Source organism: Mariniradius saccharolyticus AK6 (assembly GCF_000330725.2).
In the GTDB taxonomy this organism is placed as follows: domain Bacteria; phylum Bacteroidota; class Bacteroidia; order Cytophagales; family Cyclobacteriaceae; genus Mariniradius; species Mariniradius saccharolyticus.
Map to the genome: position 1 here is coordinate 230,239 of NZ_AMZY02000006.1, position 21,776 is coordinate 252,014.

At 47.7% G+C, this 21,776-nt stretch carries 18 protein-coding genes; 7 read left to right on the forward strand and 11 right to left on the reverse strand.

Annotated features, from left to right (window positions below):
• Window positions 1-17: 17 nt before the first annotated feature.
• Window positions 18-911 carry a UbiA family prenyltransferase gene (locus C943_RS05110; protein ID WP_008624947.1) on the reverse strand — a complete coding sequence of 298 codons (894 nt, stop codon included), beginning with the start codon at window positions 909-911 and terminating at the stop codon, window positions 18-20.
• An 85-nt stretch (window positions 912-996) separates the two neighbouring features.
• Here C943_RS05110 and C943_RS05115 point away from each other — a divergent pair, with 85 nt between their 5' ends.
• From C943_RS05115 to C943_RS05125, 3 genes are read left to right on the forward strand one after another with little or no spacing between them, the layout of a single operon-like run.
• Window positions 997-2,073 carry a type III polyketide synthase gene (locus C943_RS05115; protein ID WP_008624950.1) on the forward strand — a complete coding sequence of 359 codons (1,077 nt, stop codon included), beginning with the start codon at window positions 997-999 and terminating at the stop codon, window positions 2,071-2,073.
• On the forward strand, window positions 2,073-2,780 hold the full coding sequence (locus C943_RS05120) for a methyltransferase domain-containing protein (protein ID WP_008624951.1): 708 nt from the start codon (window positions 2,073-2,075) through the stop codon (window positions 2,778-2,780). The genes C943_RS05115 and C943_RS05120 overlap by 1 nt, the downstream gene beginning before the upstream one ends.
• A 42-nt stretch (window positions 2,781-2,822) precedes the next feature.
• Window positions 2,823-3,668 (forward strand): mechanosensitive ion channel family protein, encoded by an 846-nt coding sequence (locus tag C943_RS05125; RefSeq protein WP_008624953.1) that lies wholly within the window; start codon window positions 2,823-2,825, stop codon window positions 3,666-3,668.
• Window positions 3,669-3,745: 77 nt separating this feature from the next.
• Here C943_RS05125 and recG read toward each other — a convergent pair whose 3' ends face one another.
• On the reverse strand, window positions 3,746-5,839 hold the full coding sequence (gene recG / locus C943_RS05130; protein ID WP_008624955.1) for an ATP-dependent DNA helicase RecG: 2,094 nt from the start codon (window positions 5,837-5,839) through the stop codon (window positions 3,746-3,748).
• 203 nt (window positions 5,840-6,042) lie between these two features.
• Here recG and C943_RS05135 point away from each other — a divergent pair, with 203 nt between their 5' ends.
• Complete coding sequence (locus C943_RS05135) at window positions 6,043-7,857, forward strand: serine hydrolase (protein ID WP_008624966.1); 1,815 nt, start codon at window positions 6,043-6,045, stop codon at window positions 7,855-7,857.
• Window positions 7,858-7,867: 10 nt separating this feature from the next.
• On the opposite strand, the gene C943_RS05140 is transcribed toward C943_RS05135, so the two are convergent.
• From C943_RS05140 to dapF, 8 genes are all read right to left on the reverse strand, one after another.
• The gene (locus C943_RS05140; protein WP_157198435.1) at window positions 7,868-8,269 is read right to left on the reverse strand and encodes a hypothetical protein; all 402 of its coding nucleotides are present in this window, start codon (window positions 8,267-8,269) and stop codon (window positions 7,868-7,870) included.
• A gap of 176 nt (window positions 8,270-8,445) precedes the next feature.
• Window positions 8,446-9,258, reverse strand: coding sequence for a mechanosensitive ion channel family protein (locus C943_RS05145; protein ID WP_008624975.1), 813 nt, complete (start codon window positions 9,256-9,258; stop codon window positions 8,446-8,448).
• A 128-nt stretch (window positions 9,259-9,386) separates the two neighbouring features.
• Entirely contained in the window at window positions 9,387-10,244 is an 858-nt protein-coding gene (locus C943_RS05150; RefSeq protein ID WP_008624976.1) for a histidinol-phosphatase, read from the reverse strand.
• Between the two features lie 12 nt (window positions 10,245-10,256).
• On the reverse strand, window positions 10,257-11,036 hold the full coding sequence (locus C943_RS05155; protein WP_008624977.1) for a S1/P1 nuclease: 780 nt from the start codon (window positions 11,034-11,036) through the stop codon (window positions 10,257-10,259).
• Window positions 11,037-11,069: 33 nt separating this feature from the next.
• Entirely contained in the window at window positions 11,070-12,257 is a 1,188-nt protein-coding gene (locus C943_RS05160; protein WP_008624978.1) for a M20 metallopeptidase family protein, read from the reverse strand.
• Window positions 12,244-12,789 carry a hypothetical protein gene (locus tag C943_RS05165; RefSeq protein WP_008624979.1) on the reverse strand — a complete coding sequence of 182 codons (546 nt, stop codon included), beginning with the start codon at window positions 12,787-12,789 and terminating at the stop codon, window positions 12,244-12,246. The genes C943_RS05160 and C943_RS05165 overlap by 14 nt, the downstream gene beginning before the upstream one ends.
• A 10-nt stretch (window positions 12,790-12,799) precedes the next feature.
• Window positions 12,800-16,180, reverse strand: coding sequence for a preprotein translocase subunit SecA (secA, locus tag C943_RS05170; protein WP_008624980.1), 3,381 nt, complete (start codon window positions 16,178-16,180; stop codon window positions 12,800-12,802).
• Window positions 16,181-16,343: 163 nt separating this feature from the next.
• Complete coding sequence (gene dapF, locus C943_RS05175; RefSeq protein ID WP_040479172.1) at window positions 16,344-17,120, reverse strand: diaminopimelate epimerase; 777 nt, start codon at window positions 17,118-17,120, stop codon at window positions 16,344-16,346.
• A 182-nt stretch (window positions 17,121-17,302) separates the two neighbouring features.
• Here dapF and C943_RS05180 point away from each other — a divergent pair, with 182 nt between their 5' ends.
• From C943_RS05180 to C943_RS05195, 3 genes are all read left to right on the forward strand, one after another.
• A complete protein-coding gene (locus tag C943_RS05180; protein WP_008624984.1) occupies window positions 17,303-18,073 on the forward strand; it encodes a superoxide dismutase in 771 nt (256 codons plus the stop codon).
• Window positions 18,074-18,251: 178 nt separating this feature from the next.
• Window positions 18,252-18,716 carry a pyrophosphohydrolase domain-containing protein gene (locus C943_RS05185; RefSeq protein ID WP_008624988.1) on the forward strand — a complete coding sequence of 155 codons (465 nt, stop codon included), beginning with the start codon at window positions 18,252-18,254 and terminating at the stop codon, window positions 18,714-18,716.
• 693 nt (window positions 18,717-19,409) lie between these two features.
• Window positions 19,410-19,832 (forward strand): hypothetical protein, encoded by a 423-nt coding sequence (locus tag C943_RS05195; protein WP_040479086.1) that lies wholly within the window; start codon window positions 19,410-19,412, stop codon window positions 19,830-19,832.
• A 205-nt stretch (window positions 19,833-20,037) separates the two neighbouring features.
• On the opposite strand, the gene C943_RS05200 is transcribed toward C943_RS05195, so the two are convergent.
• Entirely contained in the window at window positions 20,038-21,612 is a 1,575-nt protein-coding gene (locus C943_RS05200) for a tetratricopeptide repeat protein (RefSeq protein ID WP_008624990.1), read from the reverse strand.
• Window positions 21,613-21,776 lie beyond the last annotated feature (164 nt).

Here is a 21,776-nt window from a genome sequence, read left to right on the forward strand (position 1 = left end):
GATTGAGGACTTCAGAATTACCCAAAAACCTGCATCACCTGCGTATTTTCCAAGAAGTACCAAGCGAAGAAAATATTGAGCGCAGTGGCGGAGATACGGTTCATCCACATCGCCCAAGTGTAGTTGATGTACTTTTCCTCGTCTTTGCGCACAAAGGAAAACCATATCAGGAAAAACAAGATCACGGGAAGCATGGCAGCCAAAAAGCCGAAAAGAGCCGTTTCTTGATTTCTCCCCAAGAAAAACCAAGCAAAGCAAATCCCCGTCAACAAAAACCACACGCTGGAAAAAAGAAAGGTGCCCTTTTTCCCCAACTTCAAGCTCAGTGTCATGTCGCCCCGTTTGGCATCCTCTTCATGTTGGTAGATTTGGGTCAGGGGATAGGAACCCCAAAGCATGATACTGGTCAACATGCCAGGAACCAGCACATGCGGCATCGCGAATACCTCCCAGCCAAAATCGCTCAATCCCGCATAGGCCATTCCAAATGTAAAACACCCTTGAAAGAACCCCGCGACCAGCCAACTGCCGTAGGGGTACTTTTTGAGACGGACGCTTGGATGGCTGTAGGCCATCGACACGAGGCTGTAGACCAATAGCATGCTGCTGAACTGCCAATTGACGAGGAATCCAAGCGCCAAGGCAATCAGGAAAAATACGAGCGAAAGGTAATAAAGCCCCTTCGTGACTTTGGGAGGGTTTCGGAGGCCACCGATGCTTTTCTCATCCTTGTCAAAATAGCTGTTATAGCCATTGCTGGACGGATACAGAAAAAAGTGCAGCGTCACCAGGACAATCAGCAACCGGTCCGGACTCAGATTGGGTGTAAGTGCCAAGGCAAACAGGAATACCGGCAGGAGATAAAAAGAAAACGGAATGCGGAGGTGCTTCCAACTGGCTAGCTCAAACATAAAATTGGTTTATGGGTAACTTTTGGGAGATGCTTTGGTTATCAATGCAGCGATGAAGTTAGAAAATTTAGATTAACTTACCTTGATGAACAACCACATCCTCAGTGTCGGTACTTCGAATCCGGGTCCTCCGGTTTCCCAACAGCAGATTGCGGCTTTTATGAAATTGGCTCATGGCTTAGACCATGAGGAAAACCGGAAGCTGCAGTTTATCTACCGACAGACGGGAATTCACAATAGGTATTCGGTAATCGATGACTTCCGGCATTTGGATGTGGACAAATTCAGCTTTTTCCCACAGGATCCTTCTTTTGAACCTTTCCCTTCGACCAAAAAAAGAATGGGGCTTTTTCAGATGAAGGCGATGGATTTGGCCACGATGGCCATCCGTGAATGTCTGGAGAAAGGTGGGATATCCACTGCTGAAGTGACCCATATTGTGCTAGTTTCCTGTACGGGCATGTTTGCCCCGGGCTTGGAGTTGGAGATCATCCACCAGATGGGTTTCTCTCCCGACGTCGAGCGCTATGCGATCCATTTCATGGGATGCTATGCCGCTTTCAATGCCATTCGGCTTGCGGATAGAATCTGCGACAGTGACCCAAAGGCCAAGGTTTTGATCATATCCGTGGAGCTCTGCACCATTCATTTCCAAAAGGACTATACCGAAGACAATTTGTTGGCAAATGCGATTTTTGGTGACGGGGCCGCCGCGGCCTTGGTCAGTCGCCAAGAAAGTGGCTTGACGATCAAGGATTACAACAGCCGCGTCTTTCGGGAAGGCGAGCAGGATATGGCTTGGGGAATTGGGGATTTCGGCTTTGAGATGAAGCTCAGCAAATACGTCCCCGAGCTGCTGCAAAAGGGGTTGGGTGAAATCATGGCTTTCTTGGAATCGAAATTCGAGATTTCGAAAATCAGAAATTTTGCAATCCATCCAGGAGGCAAGCAGATTTTGGCAAAGGTCGAAGAGGCATTTGGCATCCAAAGCATATCCAACCAATACTCCCACGAAGTGCTGAAGGACTTTGGTAACATGTCCTCGGCGACGATTCTTTTTGTCCTAAAGAAATGGCTCGAAAATCCCGCTTCAAAAGGGGATATCCTTGCCATGGGCTTTGGGCCTGGTCTGACCTTGGAGACTTTATTGTTGGAAGCCTGATGGGGAAATTTGCGCAGCGCAGCTACCAAAAAGAGATCATGGACGATCTGGAGGTCGGGGGTGAAGTGCTGGAGCAGACCTTGCGGGAACTCAAGACCATCAACCGCTTACTTGGCGGTAATGCGGTCACTACGGCTGGGTTGAGAAAATTGTTGGAAAACAATTCGGAAACCGAAATCACCGTTGCAGACATCGGCTGCGGCGGCGGAGATATGATCGCTGTGATGAACGATTGGGCGAAGGCAATCTCCCAAAACCCCAATTTTCTTGGCATCGATGCCAATCCAAATATCATCAGGAGGGCTGAGAAAAACCTGCGAGCTTTCACAAATGTGTCTTTCAAAGTACAAAATGTCTTTGATCCGGAATTTCCGCAGGAAAAAGTAGACATCCTTACCTGTACGCTTTTTACCCACCATTTTACACAAATACAACTTCTCGAGATGCTGGCCTCGTTCAAGCGAAAAGCCCGATTGGGAATCGTTATCAACGACCTTCACAGGCATCCGCTTGCTTATTACAGCATACGCATTTTGACAAAACTTTTCTCCAAATCCCCCATGGTCAAAAACGACGGCCCACTGTCCGTCTTGCGGGGATTTCGACGCGACGAATGGGAGGTTTTGCTCCAAAAATCGGGTTTCCAAAAATTCGAAATCCGCTGGAAATGGGCTTTTCGTTGGCAGGTAGTGGCCTGGATTGCTTAATTTAGTGGGATAAATCAAAATTTTAACCTAAGTAAAACAGTCATGGATTACAGTTTGGATTTGAAAACATTGGATTTGATCAAGCAGCAATTGATCGATTTGGCATTCCAAGTTGGGCCGAAAATCGTGTTGGGCCTGATCATATTTTTTATCGGAAAGTACCTCATAGGCATGGCAAACAAGATCATGCGGAGGGCTTTTGATCGTTCTGAAGTCGATCCTTCCCTTGCCACCTTTCTGCTGAGCTTTTCGCGAGTGGTGCTATGGGTGTTGCTTTTGATCAGTATCGCGACTACGATGGGGGTTCAAATGACCTCTTTTATTGCCATTTTGGGTGCTGCCGGCTTGGCCGTAGGCCTCGCATTGCAGGGCTCACTTTCAAATTTTGCAGGAGGGGTATTGATCCTCTTGTTCAAGCCTTTCAAAGTAGGCGATACCGTGGAAGCGCAAGGAACAACCGGAGAAGTCGAGAGCATCGATATTCTCTACACCAAAATCAAGAACTTCGACAACAAACTCGTCACGCTTCCCAATGGGATTTTAGCCAATAACCTGATTGTGAACTATTCCCAAAAATCAACAAGAAGGGTTGACATGAAAGTGGGCATTGCCTATGGCACAGATATCAAAAAAGTCAGAAAAATAATCCTAGGCATCCTGGCAAAGGACGAGCGTATCCACCATGAACCGGTAGCAGTGGTTTTATTCAACAACTTCGGGGAAAGCTCACTTGACCTCATTATTCGCTGCTGGACCGATACAGCCAACCTATGGCCAGTATATTGGGAAAACATGGAGGCGATCAAGGAGGCTTTGGAAAAAAATCAAATCAGCATTCCTTTCCCACAGCGCGAGGTGCATCACCTTTATCCGGAGGAAAAAAAGTAAGCGAATCTGCCGTGTCTTTTATCAGGAATAGCCACTCTGTTAGGTGGCTATTTTCTTTTACAATCTGTCCTGAAACCCTAAGAAATCCTACTCCAGTTCATTTCGTGTTTCCGTTGCACTTGGATTTGGCGGAGCACCATCACATTTTCCGGTTTTTCAAAAAGCGGGTCTTCCTGGAGGAGATTTTGCGCGGCATCCCGCGCCATGGTCAGGATAGTGGCATCCTTGCTCAAGTCCGCAATCAACAAATCCGTCAATCCGCTTTGCTGCGTACCCATCAAGTCACCAGGGCCACGAAGCCGCAGGTCGACATCCGCGATTTCGAAGCCGTTGTTGGTACGCACCATCGTGTCTAAGCGCAGGCGGCTGTCTTTGGAGAGTTCGTACTTGCTCATGAGGATGCAATAACTTTGGTCTGCGCCCCGACCTACCCTGCCCCGCAACTGGTGGAGCTGGGAAAGGCCGAAACGCTCGGCATTCTCTACAATCATCACGGAGGCGTTGGGAACGTTGACCCCAACTTCAATCACGGTAGTGGCGACCATGATTTTGGTTTCCCCCTTGACAAACCGCTGCATTTCGAAATCCTTATCCGCCGCCTTCATATTGCCATGGACAATGCTGACTGGAAACTCCGGAAAAGCCCGAAAAATACTCTCATAGCCATCCATGAGATTCTTGAGGTCCATGACCTCGGACTCTTCGATGAGGGGATAGACCACGTAGACTTGCCTGCCCGCCAGTATCTGCTGCCGCATAAAACCAAAAACCTTCAAGCGGTCCTTGTCATACCGATGCACGGTCTCGATCGGTTTCCTTCCCGCAGGTAGCTCGTCGATGACCGAAATATCCAAATCCCCGTAGAGCGTCATGGCCAAGGTTCGCGGAATCGGCGTCGCCGTCATTACCAATACATGTGGCCAAAATCGCTCGTTTTTCGCCCAAAGCTTTGCCCGCTGCGCTACCCCAAATCGGTGCTGTTCATCGACAATGGCCAGGCCGAGGTTTTTGAACTGGACTATATCTTCCAACAGCGCATGCGTGCCGATCAAAATAGGCAATTCACCCTGCAGCAGCAGTTCATGGATGATTTTCCGCTCGGACTTCTTGGTAGATCCGGTCAGGAGCGCGATGCGAAGACCCATCAATTTGGCATAAGGTTTTAGGCCTTCGAAGTGTTGGTTGGCCAAAATCTCCGTCGGTGCCATCAGGCAGGTTTGTGCACCAGAACTGATCGCGATCAGCATACAGATAAACGCCACCATCGTCTTGCCGCTGCCCACGTCACCCTGGATCAGTCGGTTCATCTGTTTGCCGGACTTCATATCCGTAAAGGCTTCCCGAATCACCCGCTTTTGTGCACCCGTCAGTTCGAAGGGAAGGTGCTCTTTGTAGAATACATTTACCAATTCCGTTTGTCCTAAAACCTGTCCCTGCGACTTCTCGGTGCGTGTAAGCTTCAGCTTTAGCAGACGCAGTTGGAGAAAAAAGAACTCCTCAAACTTCAGCCTGAACCGGGCCCTTTTCAACTCTTCCAATCCGGATGGGAAATGGATTTGTTGGATCGCAGCCTTTTTTTCTTGCAGGTTGAACCGCCGGATGATTTCAGGGGGAAGCGTTTCCTGGATTTGGGGCAACGATGCGGGGACCAGGACTTCCATGATTTTGGAAATACCCCGTGAGTCGAGAAACTTGGCGCGCAGCTTTTCGGTGGTATTGTATACGGGCTGGAAGAAGCTTCTTTGTTCCTGTAGCGAAGTCAGAGGTTCCATCTCGGGATGGGCGATGCTCATTTTCCGGCCATATCTGTTGGGTTTCCCATAAAAGACCATCGGCACACCCGGCATGAGTTTTTTGACCACCCACTGCAATCCTTGGAACCAAGTCAGTTCCATTTCCCCCGTCTCGTCTTCGATAATGGCGACGAGGCGCTTTCTCCTCCCATCCCCGATCGTTTCGATTTTCCGGATCTTAGCGATGAGCTGGACATTTTCCAGATCTTCGTTGATTTCCCGGATTTTGTAGAATTTGGTGCGGTCCTCATAGCGGAAGGGGTAGTGTTGCAGCATTTCCCCATAGGTAAAAATATTCAGCTCCTTGTTGATCAAAGCAGCCTTTTGGGGCCCCACGCCCCGGATAAATTCAATTCTAGTATCGAAAAAGGTGGACAATCGCGTTGCTATTTGAGAAGGCAAATTAACAAGGGGAGATTGGATAAGCTATCTTTTGGTCCTAAGGTTCATCATTTTCCAAGACCATGGACTCGCCTCTCTTAGGCTGCATGGCAGTGTTAGTTGTTAGAGATAAAAACTCGATTCCAATCATTTTTTGCCAAAAAGCAGGTAAATTGATGCTTTTCAAACCCCAACACAAAATGAAAGCTAGAATATTGACCATCATTGCTTTGTTATTTTTTCAAGCGGCCTTCGCCCAGCGCAAGCCCGCCGAAGATACCCGCCTCAAGGGCTTGGATGCCGAACTGCAGGTGCTGCTCGATACTTGGAAGGCTGCGGGCTTTGCTGTGGCTGTGGTTGAAAAGGACAAAATCGTTTATGCCAAAGGTTTTGGATATCGTGACTATGAAAACAAGCTACCAGTCACGCCACAAACGCTTTTTGCGATTGGGTCAAGCTCCAAGGCCTTTACTTCGGGTCTGTTGGGAATACTGCGGGAACAGAAGAAACTTGAATTTGGAGAGAGTCCAATAAAATATATTCCCGAACTGAAGTTCAAGACAAATGAGATGAACAACCTCATCACGATCAAGGAATTGATGACCCATAGCACGGGGCTTCCAAGGCATGATTTCAGTTGGTATCTGTTTCCAAGCAATTCCAGGGACAGCCTGATTCAGCGGATTGCAAACCAAGAGCCTTTCGCCAAGGTGCGGGAAAGGTGGTACTACAACAACTTCATGTTTTTGGCACAGGGAGTGGTTACGGAGAAGATCACCGGGAAATCTTGGGACGAGAATATCAAGGAACATTTTTTCACACCCTTGAATATGACAACATCCACTACGGTCATTGATGGACTGAAGAATGGAAAAGACGCGGCATTTGGCTATCAAGTCCTAAGTGACAGCATCATCAAGAAGATGGACTACTACGATATCGCCGCGATGGGCCCTGCCGGAAGTATCAACAGTAGCGTGACGGAAATGTCAAACTGGGCGATCACGTGGATCAACGGAGGTAAGTTCCAAGGAAATCAAATCCTTCCTGAATCCTACGTCAAAGAGGCGATGGGCTCGCGAATGATCATCAATTCGGATATTCCTGACGCTGAGTTTCCCGATATCCAATTCGGCAACTATGGCTATGGATGGTTTGTATCTTCCTACAAGGGCCACTATCGCGTGGACCATGGCGGCAATATCGACGGCTTTTCGGCCAACGTGAGCTTCTTCCCAACAGATAGCCTTGGAATCGTGGTCCTTGCCAACCAAAACGGATCCGTCATTCCCAATCTTGTCCGTAACATCATATCGGACCGGATGCTGAAGGAGTCGAAAACCGACTGGAACAAATACTACAAAGACCGGGCGGACAAAGCAAAAGCGGCCGAAAAGGAAGCCTTGGCCACCAAAACCTCCAGCCAAAAGAAAGGCACCAAACCATCTCATCTATTGGTGGAATTTACGGGTGATTATGAAAACCCTGGCTATGGGAAGATGGACGTTTATACCAAAAACGACTCGCTTTTTGCGCAGATGAAAACGAGGAAAATATGGCTCAGGCATCACCATTACGATATCTTTGCGCCCTACCAGTTTGCGGATGGCAAGCCCGATACGACCCAAGCCATCCCTCTTTTCTTCAACTTCCGAACCAATGACCAAGGGGAAATTGCGTCCCTCATTGTCAAATTCGAACCCACTACGGATCCAATCGAATTCAAGCGGACACCAAAAGCGATGGCGATGGAGAAAGCGGATTTGGAAAAACTGGCAGGGGAATATGAATTGGCTGGGATGGTGGCCAAATTCTACCTCAAGGGGGAAAATCCGATTCTATACTTGACCGTGCCCGGACAGCCCGAATATGAACTCGTAGCGGTCGAAGAAAACAAGTTTCTGATCAAAAACCTGGAAGGATTCAAAGTAGAATTTGTGGTAAATGAGGCTGGAACACCGCAAGAAGCCATGTTTGTCCAACCCAACGGCACCTTCAGGGCAAAGAAAAAATAACAGCAAATCCCTACTCAAGCCGCTCAAAAGCGTAGACCAAAAACCATCGGTTTCCCAGAAGTGCGAATCTTCTGTCCCAAAGCATGCCCTCCTTTTTGGACCAGGCCTTCTCGTCTACGGTGTAGGATTTTTGCTTGCGTTTTGATTTGTATATGGACAGGTCGAGACTGTCCTTAGGCGTTTTTAGCATGGTCCATTCGTCGTCTTTCCAGCGGAATTCGTCGGTGCCCTTCATATAGGAACCTTGGAGGGGAAAATAGATTCGAGAAGCTTGGAAAGTACTGTCCGCGAAAAACTGGGCGTAGAACATTTCAAAATCCTCAGTAGGCCCCATCTTGATTTTAGCCATACCTGCGGGGGCAGTTTGGCTGTAGGCGAAGACGGGTAGAAAAAGAAGGCACAGATATGCCATGACCATTCTAATCGAAAAAAGCCCTTTTCTGATTTGCATACGTCTCTGAGGGAAATGGGTGATTTTCAGATTTTTAAATCCCTATTTTTTCGTGAATTACATGATGAAAATTAAAAAATGCAACAATCCAAGCCTGTTTTTAAACTAAAACAAGCTTGGACAAAAGAAATACGCTACTAAGTCTTATTGATGATGACCCTCGTCGGTACAGGTCCGGCGATTTTGTTGTTGGCAAAGGCGTCCCTGACTCGTTCCTGTATGGAGAAAAACACGTCCCAATAATGGTCTGGGCTTGCGTAGGGCCTGATTGCCAAGGTTACCATGCCGTCCGCGATCTTCAAGACATTGACGCTCGGTGCCGGATCCTTCAAGACAAATTCGTGGTCCTCCAGGACTTTCAATGCTACTGATTTCGCTGCCGTCAAGTCGGCGTCCGGTGCCACAGCCATGGTGATGTCCACGCGAAGGTTTCCGTGACGGGTGAAGTTGACAATTGTATTGTTGGAAACCGCACCGTTGGCCAAGATCACGGTTTTGTTTTCGGCGGTAAGTAGCACGGTGTTGAAAATCTGAATCTCGGTGACCACGCCGGTTTGCCCGTTTGATTCAATCAAGTCTCCGACCTTAAAGGGCTTGAAGACCAAAATCAGCACACCTCCAGCAAAATTTGCCAAGGAACCCTGCAGTGCCAGGCCAACCGCCAAACCCAAGGCACCAATGACTGCAATAAAGGAGGTGGTCTGAATGCCCAACATTCCCGCCACGGAAATCAGCAAAAGCACCTTAAGACCGACACCGACAAGACTGCTGAAAAATGATTGTAATGAGACGTCAATTCCCCGCTTGTTGAGGACTTTTGAAACCATTCCCGAGAGGTAATTGACGATGTATAGACCGACTACGAAGACGATGATGGCTCCGAGTAGTTTTGGACCGAAAACTTCCGCCCATTCCAAAAACTTCTTTAAGTAACCTGATGCTTCTTCCATATCAAAAATATTTAGCGTGTTTGGTTGTATTTTGATTCTTGTAATTTATGAAGAATTTTCAACACAAAATCATGTGTAACGAGACCTCCTGTAATTATTGGCTAAAAATTAGCAACCTTTTGAAGAACCTATGATACAAGGCCTTTCAGCGGAACAAAGCACCATTGGCCTTGCTTCAGAACCATGAGTTCACGGAATCCAATTTCCAATAGAAGCTTGACGGTCTGTTCAAATTCCTTGGTGATCTCCGAAGGGTGGTGGGCGTCTGAATTGAGGCAAACAGGGATATCCAATTCCCGCATGATTTTCAGGCCAATGATTCCGGGATAGGGCTCTGAAGTGCGCTTTTTATAGATTCCCCGGGTATTGACTTCGACGATGACCTCGGATTTCTTCGCCAGCTGAAGCGTTTCCGTAAGTCTGTCGCGATACCATCGATCAGCTTCATCAAAAAATGGAAACTTGCTGTTGTGCATCTTGATTTTGTCCACATGCCCAAGGATGGTGGGCTTGTCTCTCTCCAGCATTTGGCAGGTCAGGGCAAAATAAGAACTGATTGCCTTTTGGACATTGCCTTCAAAAATCTCCCTGAGGCCTTTTTGGAACAGCTCGAGGGTGCCGTCAATTTCCCAAGGTTTTCCGTCTTCAAGCTCCTTGACGAAATGGACTGAACCGACCGTAAAATCCAATTTGCCCCTATCTGTCCATGATTTGATTTGCCGCGGCCACTTTTCCAAAAAGTCTACTTCCAGTCCCTTGTAGATTTCGATGCGGTCCGAATACTTGGACTTTACCGCTTCCAAATCCCGGAGATACGCATCAAAATCCGCTTCCTTCATCGACCACGTCGTATCAAACGGCACCGGACTGTGGGAAGTGAAGCCCAGGCTCCCTATGTTTTGCCTGATGGCTTCCTGGACATGCTCCTCCAATTCCCCCACGCCGTCGCAGTATTTGCAGTGGTGGTGGTAATTGGTCCAAGGCATATGTGTGGGGTTCTAACCGTATATTTCTTCCAAAACTTGCGCCAGACGAATGCCCGCCGCCGTGAGTCGCTCCTCTACGTGGTGGTAATGCTTATAGATGTACTCATACCCAATCCGCCCATTTTCAGGAATGTCATACATGTCAGGTCTCATCGCGGCTGCTTCTTTCAGCCATTCCGGCGGACCTGCAGATTGGTATTGGGAGATTTTGGCCGGGGTGATGCGTTTGTGGAGTTCTGTGGCGATTTCGGTGTAGCTCATCTTTTTGCCCTCGATCAGGTCAGAATCCCAAATCGCGTGGATGTTGGTCTCTTTGTTGAAAAACGTCACCTTGACGTCGTTTCCGCCACGGTCTCCCGGCTTGCCTACGTGGAATGGCTGGTGCAAATCACCGACGATATGGATCAGCATGCGGAGTTGGTCTCTTTCTTCCTCAGGGCTCAAGCCGCCTTTTTTGAGGGTTTCTTTGATCTTAAGAAAAGCGGTGTAGGCATCTCCCGCCGGTTCCTGCAATGCAGGATCGTAGCTTCCGTCGGCTGTGGTGACCCAATGCCAAGTATTGGTATAGTCATATTTCCTGTCCGATCGGATATTGTCCATCCAGACCCCGACACCGGAAATGGACTCCTGCTGCAGGATGGCCTCCACTTTTTTCACGGTCTTTGGTTTCATTTGCCATTCCGCCAATTTTCCGATCACATAGTGTCCGATAGGTCCCCAGGCAAAGGAATTGATCTGAAGGCCGAGCACCAGTAACAGGGTGAATCCGATTTGTTTGGTTTTAATGATCATTACTTGTCTATCTTTTATTGAAAGAGATATGAGTCAATTTTTAAGTTCATTTACGGCAATGAAGGCCATCAAGCCCGAACCGATTTCCAAGGCTTCCTCATCGATATCGAAAGTCGGCGTATGTACTCCGGAGGTAATTCCTTTGGATTCGTTCCGTGTGCCGAGGCGGTAGAAGCAGCCGTCAATTTCTTGGGTATAGTAGGCAAAATCCTCCGCGGCCATCCAGATGTCCAGGTCCAGAACATTGTCTTCTCCCAAATAATCGATCGCTGCCTGCTGGGCTTTTTCCGTCAAGGCATCGGCATTTTTGAGAAAAGGATAGCCCTTTCGGATTTCGAAATCGAGCTGTCCACCCATGCCTTCCACAATGCCATGGGCAATTTGCAGCATGTGTTGGTGGGCTTTGGCCCGCCAGTCTTCATTGAGGGTACGGAAGGTTCCCTGGATTTTTACCTCATTGGGAATGATATTGGTAGCACCGAGCGCTTCGACGCGGCCAAAGGACAAAACAGAAGGGATCTTGGGGGAGGCATTTCTGCTGACAACTTGCTGCAGGGCGACGATCATGTGTGAAGCGATCAATACCGGATCGACCAAAGTCTCTGGCATCGCACCGTGTCCACCTTTTCCCTTTACGGTTATATACAATTCATCGGCGCTTGCCATGTACATGCCCTTTCGAAAGCCGACTTTGCCAACAGGAATCATCGGCATGACGTGCTGTCCGATTATTCCCGAGGGTTTGGGGTTTTCCAAGGCTTTGTCTTTGATCATCAGCGAAGCACCACCCGGGATCAATTCCTCTCCGGGTTGAAAAATGAGTTTTACGGTTCCCTCAAATTCATCCCGGATCTCATGCAGAATTTTCGCCGCCCCCAGCAAGGAAGCGGTGTGTACATCATGCCCGCAGGCATGCATGACCCCATGGTTTTGGGATTTGTAGGAAACCTCGTTTTGTTCAATGATGGGAAGGGCGTCCATGTCGGCCCGAAGCGCGACGGTCTTTTTTCCGGGGTTTTTTCCCTCGACCAAAGCGACCAAACCGGTTTCGGCCTTTTTTTCCAAATGGTTGATGCCAAAGGCACGAAGCTGCTTTTCTACAAAAGCAACCGTCTGGTATTCATGGAATGATAGCTCAGGGTGGGCGTGGAGGTGTCGTCTCGCATCAATCGTCTCCTGCTTGATTTGCTGGGCTATGGTTTTGATTCTATTGATTACCATCGATTGGCTTGACTTCTGGTACAACATATCCCTCTCTTACAAACCTATCCTGGATAATTCTGGCAGAAGGGAATTGGGGTTTGAGTTGGTGGTAAAATGACAGGGCTTCGATCCGGTTGGCAAACTTCCCGACTTTAATCAAGTAGCGGGGCTGTTGGTATTGCATGTCGGTCTTGAATTCGGGGAAATAGGTGAAAAGCTCGTTTCTGGTCTTGAATGCCAAATCCCTGTCCACTCCACTGAATACCAAAACCGTGAATCCGCTCCAATACATTTCCGCTTCGTTGGTTTGCTTCAAGCGATCCAAAGCAATTCCCAATTCCTCGTCCACCGCCAAAGAACCACTCGGCTTCACCTCTTCCTCCACGTCCTTGGCAAGCTGCTCTTCCAAATCAGGAAATGTGATTCGCGTTTCATCCAAACTTTCCGAATAGGAACCAAACTCATTGGCGGTTGCTGCGGGCTTTTTGAGCAGGCTGCAGGAACCCAATAAAATTACGGCTATGAAAGATAGAAGAAGTGGTCCTTTCATGATGTTTTTGTTAATGTTCGAGGACAACGCATTTGCCGGCAGCTACATCTTGCTCGACGCTTTTAAACTTCACGTCCTTGAGAACCTTGCCATCCGGATATTGTACCGACACTTTGTCGTTGCGTCCATATGAGCGTTCAGATTTTCTTGGTGCCACGATTTGCGGAGGCGCAGTCCTGTTTGCGACCGCGGCTGCCGCCTGCCTTGCTGCACCTGGATTGAGAGTGCTGTGGACTTCTTCCTTGGAAGTCTGGATTTTGGGCTCTTCCCTTCTCGGTGCCTGCGCTGCCTTTACTTGGCTTGGATCTTGGGCAGGCAGATCTGCCTTGGAAATGAATGAAATCGTGTCCTCATTGAGCTTGCCTACAAAGCGCTTAAACATCTCGAAGGCTTCGAATTTGTAGATCAACAGCGGATCCTTCTGCTCATAGACGGCATTTTGAACCGACTGCTTCAGGTCGTCCATATCGCGAAGGTGTTCCTTCCAGTTCTGGTCAATAATCGCCAAAGTCACATTCTTCTCAATCGCCCGGATCAAGTCCCTGCCTTCGTTTTGGACGGTGGATTCGAGGTTGATGACTACGCCGATTTGCTTGAAATTATCGGTAATGGGTACCATGATCTCTTTTACCGTAGCGCCTCTTTGGGTATACACATCCCTGAGGACAGGGAGCGCTTTTTGGAGGATTCGCTGGTTCTTGTTGGTATAATGCGCATAGGCCGCGTCAAACAACTGCTGCGTCAGCACGTTGGCCTCTTTGGTTTTCAATTCATCCTCCGTGAATGGATGGTCGATACCCAAGGAACTGTAAATATTGACCCTGAGGTTGTCGGCATCCAAGGTGGACTTGCCCATGGTGACCAGGTCAAAGGCAACATCGTACATGACATTGAGGATGTCGAGCTCGAGTCGCTCACCCTTGAGGGCATTTCTACGACGGCGGTACACGACTTCCCTTTGGGAGTTCATCACGTCATCGTACTCCAAGAGACGCTTCCGGACACCAAAGTTGTTTTCCTCGACTTTTTTCTGTGCCCGCTCGATGGACTTGGTAATCATGGAGTGCTGGATCACTTCGCCCTCTTCCAATCCCATCCTATCCATCAACTTGGCTATCCTATCGGAGCCAAACAAACGCATCAGGTTGTCTTCCAAGGAAACAAAGAACTGTGAGGAACCTACGTCTCCTTGACGACCGGAACGACCTCTCAGCTGCCTGTCCACACGTCTGGATTCGTGTCTTTCCGTACCGATAATCGCCAATCCACCTGCTTTTCTGGATTCGGGCGTCAACTTGATATCCGTACCACGACCAGCCATGTTGGTGGCGATGGTGACCGTCCCTGCCTTACCCGCTTCGGCTACGATATCAGCTTCACGGGCATGCTGCTTGGCGTTCAATACTTGATGCGGAATCTTCCTCAACGTTAGCATTCGGCTGAGTACTTCCGATATTTCAACCGAAGTCGTACCTACTAGTACTGGTCTGCCAGCATCCGTCAGTTCCTTGATTTCGTCAGCGACGGCGTTGAACTTCTCGCGGACGGTTTTGTAGACTTTGTCTTCCTTGTCCTTTCTGATGATTGGCCTATTGGTTGGGATGACCACCACGTCCAACTTGTAAATCGTCCAAAACTCACCCGCTTCGGTCTCTGCGGTACCGGTCATACCGGCAAGTTTGTGGTACATTCTAAAGTAGTTCTGTAAGGTAATCGTCGCATAGGTCTGGGTCGCGTCTTCGACTTTAACGTTTTCCTTCGCTTCGATCGCTTGGTGGAGACCATCGGAATACCTTCTTCCCTCCATCACGCGGCCTGTCTGTTCGTCGACGATTTTCACTTTTCCATCCACAATGATGTACTCGGTGTCCTTCTCAAACATGCAATAAGCCTTCAGCAATTGGTTGACCGTATGGATACGCTGCGCCTTGACTCCATAGTCTTTGATGATTTCCTCCTTGCGGATCAGCTTTTCGGTATCATCGATGCTGGTATCTTTTTCCAACTCAGCCACCACAGTACCGATATCCGGCAGGATGAAGAAGTTGGGATTCTCGTTTTTCTGGGTGATGACCTCGATGCCGTTGTCGGTTAGCTCGACGGTATTGGTTTTTTCGTCAATGGTAAACAACAAGGGTTGGTCAGCCTCAGGCATCATCCGCTTGTTGTCTTGGAGGTAGTAGTTTTCTGTTTTTTGAAGAATGACCTTGATACCCGGTTCAGAGAGATACTTGATCAATGGCTTGTATTTCGGCATACCGCGATAAGCACGGAAAAGCGGCAAACCTGCCTCTTTTTCATTGCCTTCCTGGATGAGTTTCTTGGCGGTGTTGAGGTAGCCCTGTACGAGCTTACGCTGCTCGTCAACCAAGGTCGAAACCCTCGGTTTCATATCCATAAACTCGTGTTGGTCGCCACGGGGAACCGGACCGGAAATGATCAAAGGCGTCCGCGCATCATCAATCAGAACCGAGTCCACTTCGTCAATCATCGCGTAGTGGTGCTTACCTTGTACAAGGTCATTGGCGTCACGGGCCATATTGTCCCGGAGGTAATCGAAGCCAAACTCGTTGTTGGTACCATAGACGATATCGGAGGCATAAGCTTTCCTGCGGAGATCGGAGTTTGGCGGGTACTTGTCGATACAGTCGACAGTAAGGCCATGGAACTCAAAAAGCGGGGCGTTCCATTCGGAGTCCCTTTTGGCGAGGTAATCGTTGACGGTGACGATATGGACACCGCGGCCTGAAAGCGCATTGAGGTAGGCTGGCAGGGTGGAAACGAGCGTTTTACCCTCACCTGTGGCCATCTCGGCGATTTTTCCCTTGTGGAGTACCATACCACCGATGAGCTGTACGTCGTAGTGGACCATGTCCCAAACCACTTCGTTGCCGGCGGCGATCCACTTGTTGTGCCAAATGGCATCTTCTCCCTGGATCTCGATATTTGGTTTTTTGGCAGCGAGTTCGCGGTCACGCAAGGTTGCCTTGACCACCAATTTGCCGTTTTCCTTGAACCTCCTTGCCGTTTCCTTGACAATGGCAAAGGCATCCACCATCACTTTGTCAAGTGCGAGTTCCAAAGCCTCGTCTCTGGATTTTTCCGTTTTGTCTATTTCTGTGAAAAGGGCATCCTTTTCATGGACCTTCTCCGGTGCAAGGGCAGCAATCTGTGCGCGGATGCCTGCAATTTTCTCGTCGATTGACTTGAGGTCCGCGTCGATGATAGCCTTGATTTCGACTGTTTTTGCCCTTAGTTGCTCGTCATTCAGACTTTTGAGTTTCTCGAAAGCCTGATTGATCAAAGCTACTTTTGGACTGAATTCCTTGACATCTCTTTCCGACTTGGTTCCGAATATTTTTGCCAATCCCTTGGCGACAAATTCTAACATAATTTCTGTCTAGCTAATGCGGGCCTAAAATTACGCCCTTTTTATGAATAATTAGGAATCGAATCCCGGCTTCCCGTCTATCAAATCCTGACTGGAAAACCTGTTCCAAATACTGAATGCAATCGAATGTAACCGATCACAGCTAACCGGTACTGCCAACTGATCACTGCACGCTGATTTTCCCCTCAAACACTTGCTCTGCAGGACCGATCAGCAGGATATCAGTGAAGCTCCCGTCCGCCGCTTTTGTAAATCTCACACGGAGATTTCCCCCGGGGGTTTTGATGTTGACCTCATTGAGTTGGTTTTGGAAGCCATAGACCAAGGCGCAAGCAGTCACGCCCGTGCCACAGGAAAGTGTCTCGTTTTCCACACCCCGTTCGTAGGTCCTGACATATAGCTCGTCTTCCGAAAGCGGTGTGATGAAATTGACATTGGTGCCGCCCGGGGCATACTCACTGGAAAACCTGATCTTCCTTCCTTCTTCAAACACGGGATAATCCGCCACATTCTCGACGTAGCGGACATGGTGCGGAGAGCCGGTGTTGACAAAGAAATCTACGCCAGCATTGCTGAGGCTAAGGACGTCCCGCATGCCCAATTCCACCCAATCGCCGGCCACGCGTGCATCATGGGCGCCATCGATGGCCCAAAAGGAAGTACGCTGATCGATGATCCCAAGAAACTTCGAGAAAGCAACCGCACAGCGCGCCCCATTGCCGCACATGCTTTGTGAGCCGTCTGCATTGAAATATATCATCTCGAAGTCGTAGCCTTGCTTGTTTCGGATCAGGATCAGCCCGTCCGCGCCGATGCCAAACCTCCGGTCGCAGAGGCGCTGCACCAAGGCAAGATCCCGTTCGGGGAAGGCTTCGGACCGATCGTCGATCATGACAAAATCATTTCCGGTACCTTGGTATTTGTAGAAAGTAATTTCCATGTGAAAACCTTGTTGCGGCAGGTTTTTTCTTTTTTCAAAAACCAAACCAACAATTTGACTGTTCTGCAAACATAACCAAGTTGTCAGGAAATAGGACGTTCTGTCCGACTTTCCGTTTCATAATGTGGACGATTTGGTTAACTTGAGCCTCTTTCCATTTTAAACACAAGAACTACAAACCCATGAAAAAGAAATCTTTTGACCCGAATAGAAGGAAATTTTTGGACCAAGGCGCCAAGGCTACCTTGGCTTTGGGGATAGGTGCGGGATTGATTGGACTTCCATCGGTTTCGGCTTTTGCCAATCAACCAAGGAGAAGTCCGAAGTTCCTCGCCCAAACGGGATTTGCGCAGACGCCTTTGGCATATGCCTACAATGCCCTTGAGCCGCATATAGATGCCATGACCATGGAAATTCACTATACCAAGCATGCCGCAGCCTACGCCAACAACCTGAAAGATGCAGCGCGCGACGAAAAGGTGGATACCAGCAAGCCGTTGGAGGACGTGATGAAGAACATTTCCAAATACTCCGTCAAGATGCGGAACAATGGGGGCGGCCATTACAACCACGAGTTGTTTTGGAAAATCATGTCGCCCAAAGGTGGAGGCGAGCCCGCAGGGGACTTGGCAAAGGCCATTGCTGCTGATTTCGGTTCATTCGCGGCATTCAAGACCAAGTTTGAAGATGCAGCCAAGGCCCGCTTCGGCTCAGGATGGGCCTGGCTCTCAGTCGATGCCAACAAGAAGCTGGTGGTAAGCTCTACACCCAACCAAGACAATCCCCTGATGGACGTGGCCGATGTGAAGGGCACGCCGATATTGGGCTTGGACGTATGGGAACATGCCTATTACCTCAAATACCAAAACAGAAGGCCCGACTACATCACGGCATTTTGGAATCTCGTGGATTGGAACGCGGTGGCGGAGAGGTATAAGATGGCGGTCAAGTAGGAAGTACGAGGGTTGGAGGTACGAAGTACGAAGTACAAAGAACCAAGTAGGAAGGAACTTTAAGGCTTTGGAGTCTCCCTTCCCTCAAGGGAAGGCGGAGAGGATAGAATAGAAATTTCAGAAAAAACGGGGCGGATTCGTCCCGTTTTTGTTTTTTTAGGGGAAAATAAGACAAGCCATGCAAGACCCCAAGAGCCTCACATCCGTAGCTGCATTCCATGAGACCTTCAAGCACCCGATTTTGCCTTTTCCACAGGTACCGGACGAAAAACGCTGCCAACTGCGTGTGGCGCTCTTGGCTGAGGAACTGAAGGAACTGGAGGCGGGCATCCGCAACAAGGACATCGTGGAAATTGCCGACGCGCTCTGCGACTTGCAGTACGTGTTGTCGGGGGCGGTATTGGAATTTGGCTTGGCGGAAAAGTTCAAGGCATTGTTTGACGAGGTGCAGCGCTCCAATATGAGCAAAGCCTGCAAAACCATCGAGGAAGCCCAAGCCACCGTGGCGCATTACCAAAGCCAAGGCGTAGACTGCCACTTTGAGCAGTCCGGAGAACTCTATCTGGTCTATCGTACCGAGGACCGCAAGACGCTGAAGTCGGTGTTTTATTCTCCGGCGGATTTGAGGGAGTTTTTGAAATGAGGGGATGACGAGGTAGAAATACGAAGTACGATGTACCAAGAATCGGAGAGCGGAAGGTGGATTTTTTGATGGAGATTTTCATCCAATTATTAGTATCAAAACTTCTAGAAATCAAGTCGCCCTTTGACGATTTGTGATAATTCCATAGTTTTAATAAACCCTGATAAATACAGGCACGAAATCAGGCTTAGCAGCCTAGATGCGGTATGCTAAGCTTGAAAGTCGTCAGGGGTATATACAAGTTAGCGGTCATTGTAAAGAGACAACATAAAGAAACAGTAAAATAGAAAAATTAACACAGCAATTTTGATAGTAAACTTCTTGACACTTTTAGCATTTGTTCTTCACACTTTCTGTGGGTGACAAGAAATAGAAAGTAAACGATCCGGTAGAATGGAATGACAAAATTTTCCGAAAAAGAGAGAAATGGAAGATGCCAAGATGTGGTTGGCATTGGGTTTCGTTTGACTTACTTTTTGCTTCAATCGCACCTGGAGTTATTAACTTTACTGAATTCTTTGATAACGAAAAAATATTGTTACAAATATTGAAAATATATTTTTCAGGAAATGCAGTAGATTGGACTTTGACAATTGCAATTTCAAAACAGTTTTCCAAAAATCATTTAAAACTATCACAATGGATATTGCATATTGATGGACTTATTTACCTAGGAACAAATAAATTGGACTTATGCTTAAACTTGGCGGATACCTGAATATTCTATTTGCAATCTTACATATTGTTGGATTGCTTTGGGCTGAAAAAATGTTTGAAGTTGTTGGTATAGCAGAGGGAATGGCTCTTGCTAAACAAGACATACATCCTCTGTATCCTTATTTTATTACAATAGTAGTAGGAGTTTTATTTTATATAATGGGCCTGTATGGTCTTTCGGCTGATAACAGGTATAAAAAACTACCATTATTAAAACCAATAGTATTTTGTATTGGAGGGATCTATTTGTTACGTGGAATAGGTGAACTTATTTTTGATATAGGTTGGCAAAAAGCAAGTCCATTATTAGAAAACACCTACTCACTAATAGCGATTTTCGTTGGACTTTTGTATTTAGTAGGAGGACTGAAAAAATGGAAAATAAAAAAGGCAAAATAATTTACAACGACCCGCTAACATCGGTAACCGTCGCACATAACCGTCGCTTAACCTCCCGTTGAATCAAGAAAACAGACTTTTTTCTCGCCCGGCTGCATAAGGAATTTGACCCCTGCGGAAAAACCCTGAACTGAATTTGCTGAATTCATCAGGTCGGTGGAATGGGAGCGGAGATATTGGTTGGGACTTTTTACAAAGTTTGACGTTATCGATCAGCCATCTTGAGTGCTACCGACAAGCGATCGATCATTTCGTCCGATTGCAGAAAGGATCCTAGAATATGCTTCGATAAGGCCCAAAAATCAGGAATAAGTTGGATCAGCTCTTGGGTAAGGATTTTTGCGGTACCAAGATTTTTGATTTCGGCGTATGAGGCGGCTTTCAGAATCAAGTCCCATATGACGCTTTGTCTTTGCATTTTCTCGGCCCAGTATATGGCATCTTCAAACTCATTCTTTTGAAAGTGATAAATACTTAGACCAGCGTTAAACCACCACGGATAGTATGGGTTCACCTGAATGGATTCACTCAACAAGCCATACCCACGCTCATACTCGCCAGCGCAAATCAGACAAAATCCCAATCCACCCGCAATCCCGGTAGCCTTCGACTTTAACCTTATCCATTGATCAATGATTGTCATGCAGTCTTTTTGTCTATGCTGGAAAAGGTAGGCAAGACCAAGTGTTTGATACGCATGTTGGCAGCGCGGATCGATGCTAAGCGATCTTTGCCCGCATTTCACGCCTTCTTCCAAAGGATCCAAGACATCGCATTCATATCCGTAAAAAAATCCTGCCACATAGGTCTCTCCAAGAATGGCCCAACCTAAAGCATATTGGGGATCCAGCTGAACGGTATTTTGCATGACCGCCAACCCTTTTTTGAATGTCTCTTCATTCAGATCGTTGAGTAGGTAGTAATACCAAAAAACTGCATCATACACCTTTACATCGAGCGCATGCTTAATCGGTGATGCCTTTGCTGCTTCCCGGAAAATAATTCCATGACTGCCTCCAATCTGATTTATCACATGCTTCACAATATCATCCTGAATCGTAAAAGTGCCCATCTCCGATTTTTCCCTTTCATAGGAACTGGCCCATACCTGATGGTCTGTGCCACTTTGAATAAGTTGGACACGAATACGAATCAGATTTTTGTTTGATTGAATACTTCCGGTAATCAGGTAGGTTGCATCCAACAGCAGCGCGGCTTCTTTCGAATCAATTCCCTGGGAAGCCATTTTTCGCGAGGAATAATAAGACACCACCGTGAGTTCATTGAAATTTGTGAACTCGGTACATATCTGATCACAAAGACCATCCGCTAGATTTTGCAGGTCATTTTCTCCCAAGCAGTGAAAAGGAAGGACAGCCAAAGTCGGTTTGAAAATGAATTTTTGAGTCTGTGTCGAAGCCGATTTGATAGATGGAGAAATCAATTCAAAACTTGGTATGTAGGCGCCTTTTGGAACGGAAATGAGAACAGGATCACTAAGACCAGGACCGCTGTAGTATTCAAACAGCGCCCTTCGAAGCCTTCCCGCATGGATTCTTACCGAAGCATCTGCCTGAGGATCATACCCGACTTTTTTTGCCAGCACGTTCGTTCCGATCGTATATTCTTTCAGTGAATTCGCTCTCCCTTCCAGTGTTTCCTCCACTATAAACCTGAGAAATCCTGACAATATCATCGAATTGCTAAACACCGAAAACAATAATATTCGATTCAGTTGGTCAATTATCTCTTGTTTAGGGATCGGTGAACTCGCTGCCATTTTACTGTTAATTAACTGGATCGAATGATTTATAAAACTACAAAATTTTAGTTTCGACCCGTAATTCGATACAAAAATGCGGCTTTCATAGGAACATGGGCCAATCTTTTTTGAAGTTTCAGGACCTCAAATCCAAAATGACCAAGCCGCGAAACAACGTTTCC

Bases quoted from the DNA above. Each gene is read 5' to 3' on its own strand.
- C943_RS05165 (WP_008624979.1), bottom strand. From the start codon at position 12,789: ATGAAAGGACCACTTCTTCTATCTTTCATAGCCGTAATTTTATTGGGT.
- dapF (WP_040479172.1), bottom strand. From the start codon at position 17,120: ATGGAAATTACTTTCTACAAATACCAAGGTACCGGAAATGATTTTGTC.
- C943_RS05120 (WP_008624951.1), top strand. From the start codon at position 2,073: ATGGGGAAATTTGCGCAGCGCAGCTACCAAAAAGAGATCATGGACGAT.
- C943_RS05180 (WP_008624984.1), top strand. From the start codon at position 17,303: ATGAAAAAGAAATCTTTTGACCCGAATAGAAGGAAATTTTTGGACCAA.
- C943_RS05115 (WP_008624950.1), top strand. From the start codon at position 997: ATGAACAACCACATCCTCAGTGTCGGTACTTCGAATCCGGGTCCTCCG.
- C943_RS05125 (WP_008624953.1), top strand. From the start codon at position 2,823: ATGGATTACAGTTTGGATTTGAAAACATTGGATTTGATCAAGCAGCAA.
- C943_RS05160 (WP_008624978.1), bottom strand. From the start codon at position 12,257: ATGGTAATCAATAGAATCAAAACCATAGCCCAGCAAATCAAGCAGGAG.
- C943_RS05135 (WP_008624966.1), top strand. From the start codon at position 6,043: ATGAAAGCTAGAATATTGACCATCATTGCTTTGTTATTTTTTCAAGCG.
- C943_RS05145 (WP_008624975.1), bottom strand. From the start codon at position 9,258: ATGGAAGAAGCATCAGGTTACTTAAAGAAGTTTTTGGAATGGGCGGAA.
- C943_RS05195 (WP_040479086.1), top strand. From the start codon at position 19,410: ATGCTTAAACTTGGCGGATACCTGAATATTCTATTTGCAATCTTACAT.
- C943_RS05110 (WP_008624947.1), bottom strand. From the start codon at position 911: ATGTTTGAGCTAGCCAGTTGGAAGCACCTCCGCATTCCGTTTTCTTTT.
- secA (WP_008624980.1), bottom strand. From the start codon at position 16,180: ATGTTAGAATTTGTCGCCAAGGGATTGGCAAAAATATTCGGAACCAAG.
- C943_RS05185 (WP_008624988.1), top strand. From the start codon at position 18,252: ATGCAAGACCCCAAGAGCCTCACATCCGTAGCTGCATTCCATGAGACC.
- C943_RS05155 (WP_008624977.1), bottom strand. From the start codon at position 11,036: ATGATCATTAAAACCAAACAAATCGGATTCACCCTGTTACTGGTGCTC.
- C943_RS05150 (WP_008624976.1), bottom strand. From the start codon at position 10,244: ATGCCTTGGACCAATTACCACCACCACTGCAAATACTGCGACGGCGTG.
- C943_RS05140 (WP_157198435.1), bottom strand. From the start codon at position 8,269: ATGGCATATCTGTGCCTTCTTTTTCTACCCGTCTTCGCCTACAGCCAA.
- C943_RS05200 (WP_008624990.1), bottom strand. From the start codon at position 21,612: ATGGCAGCGAGTTCACCGATCCCTAAACAAGAGATAATTGACCAACTG.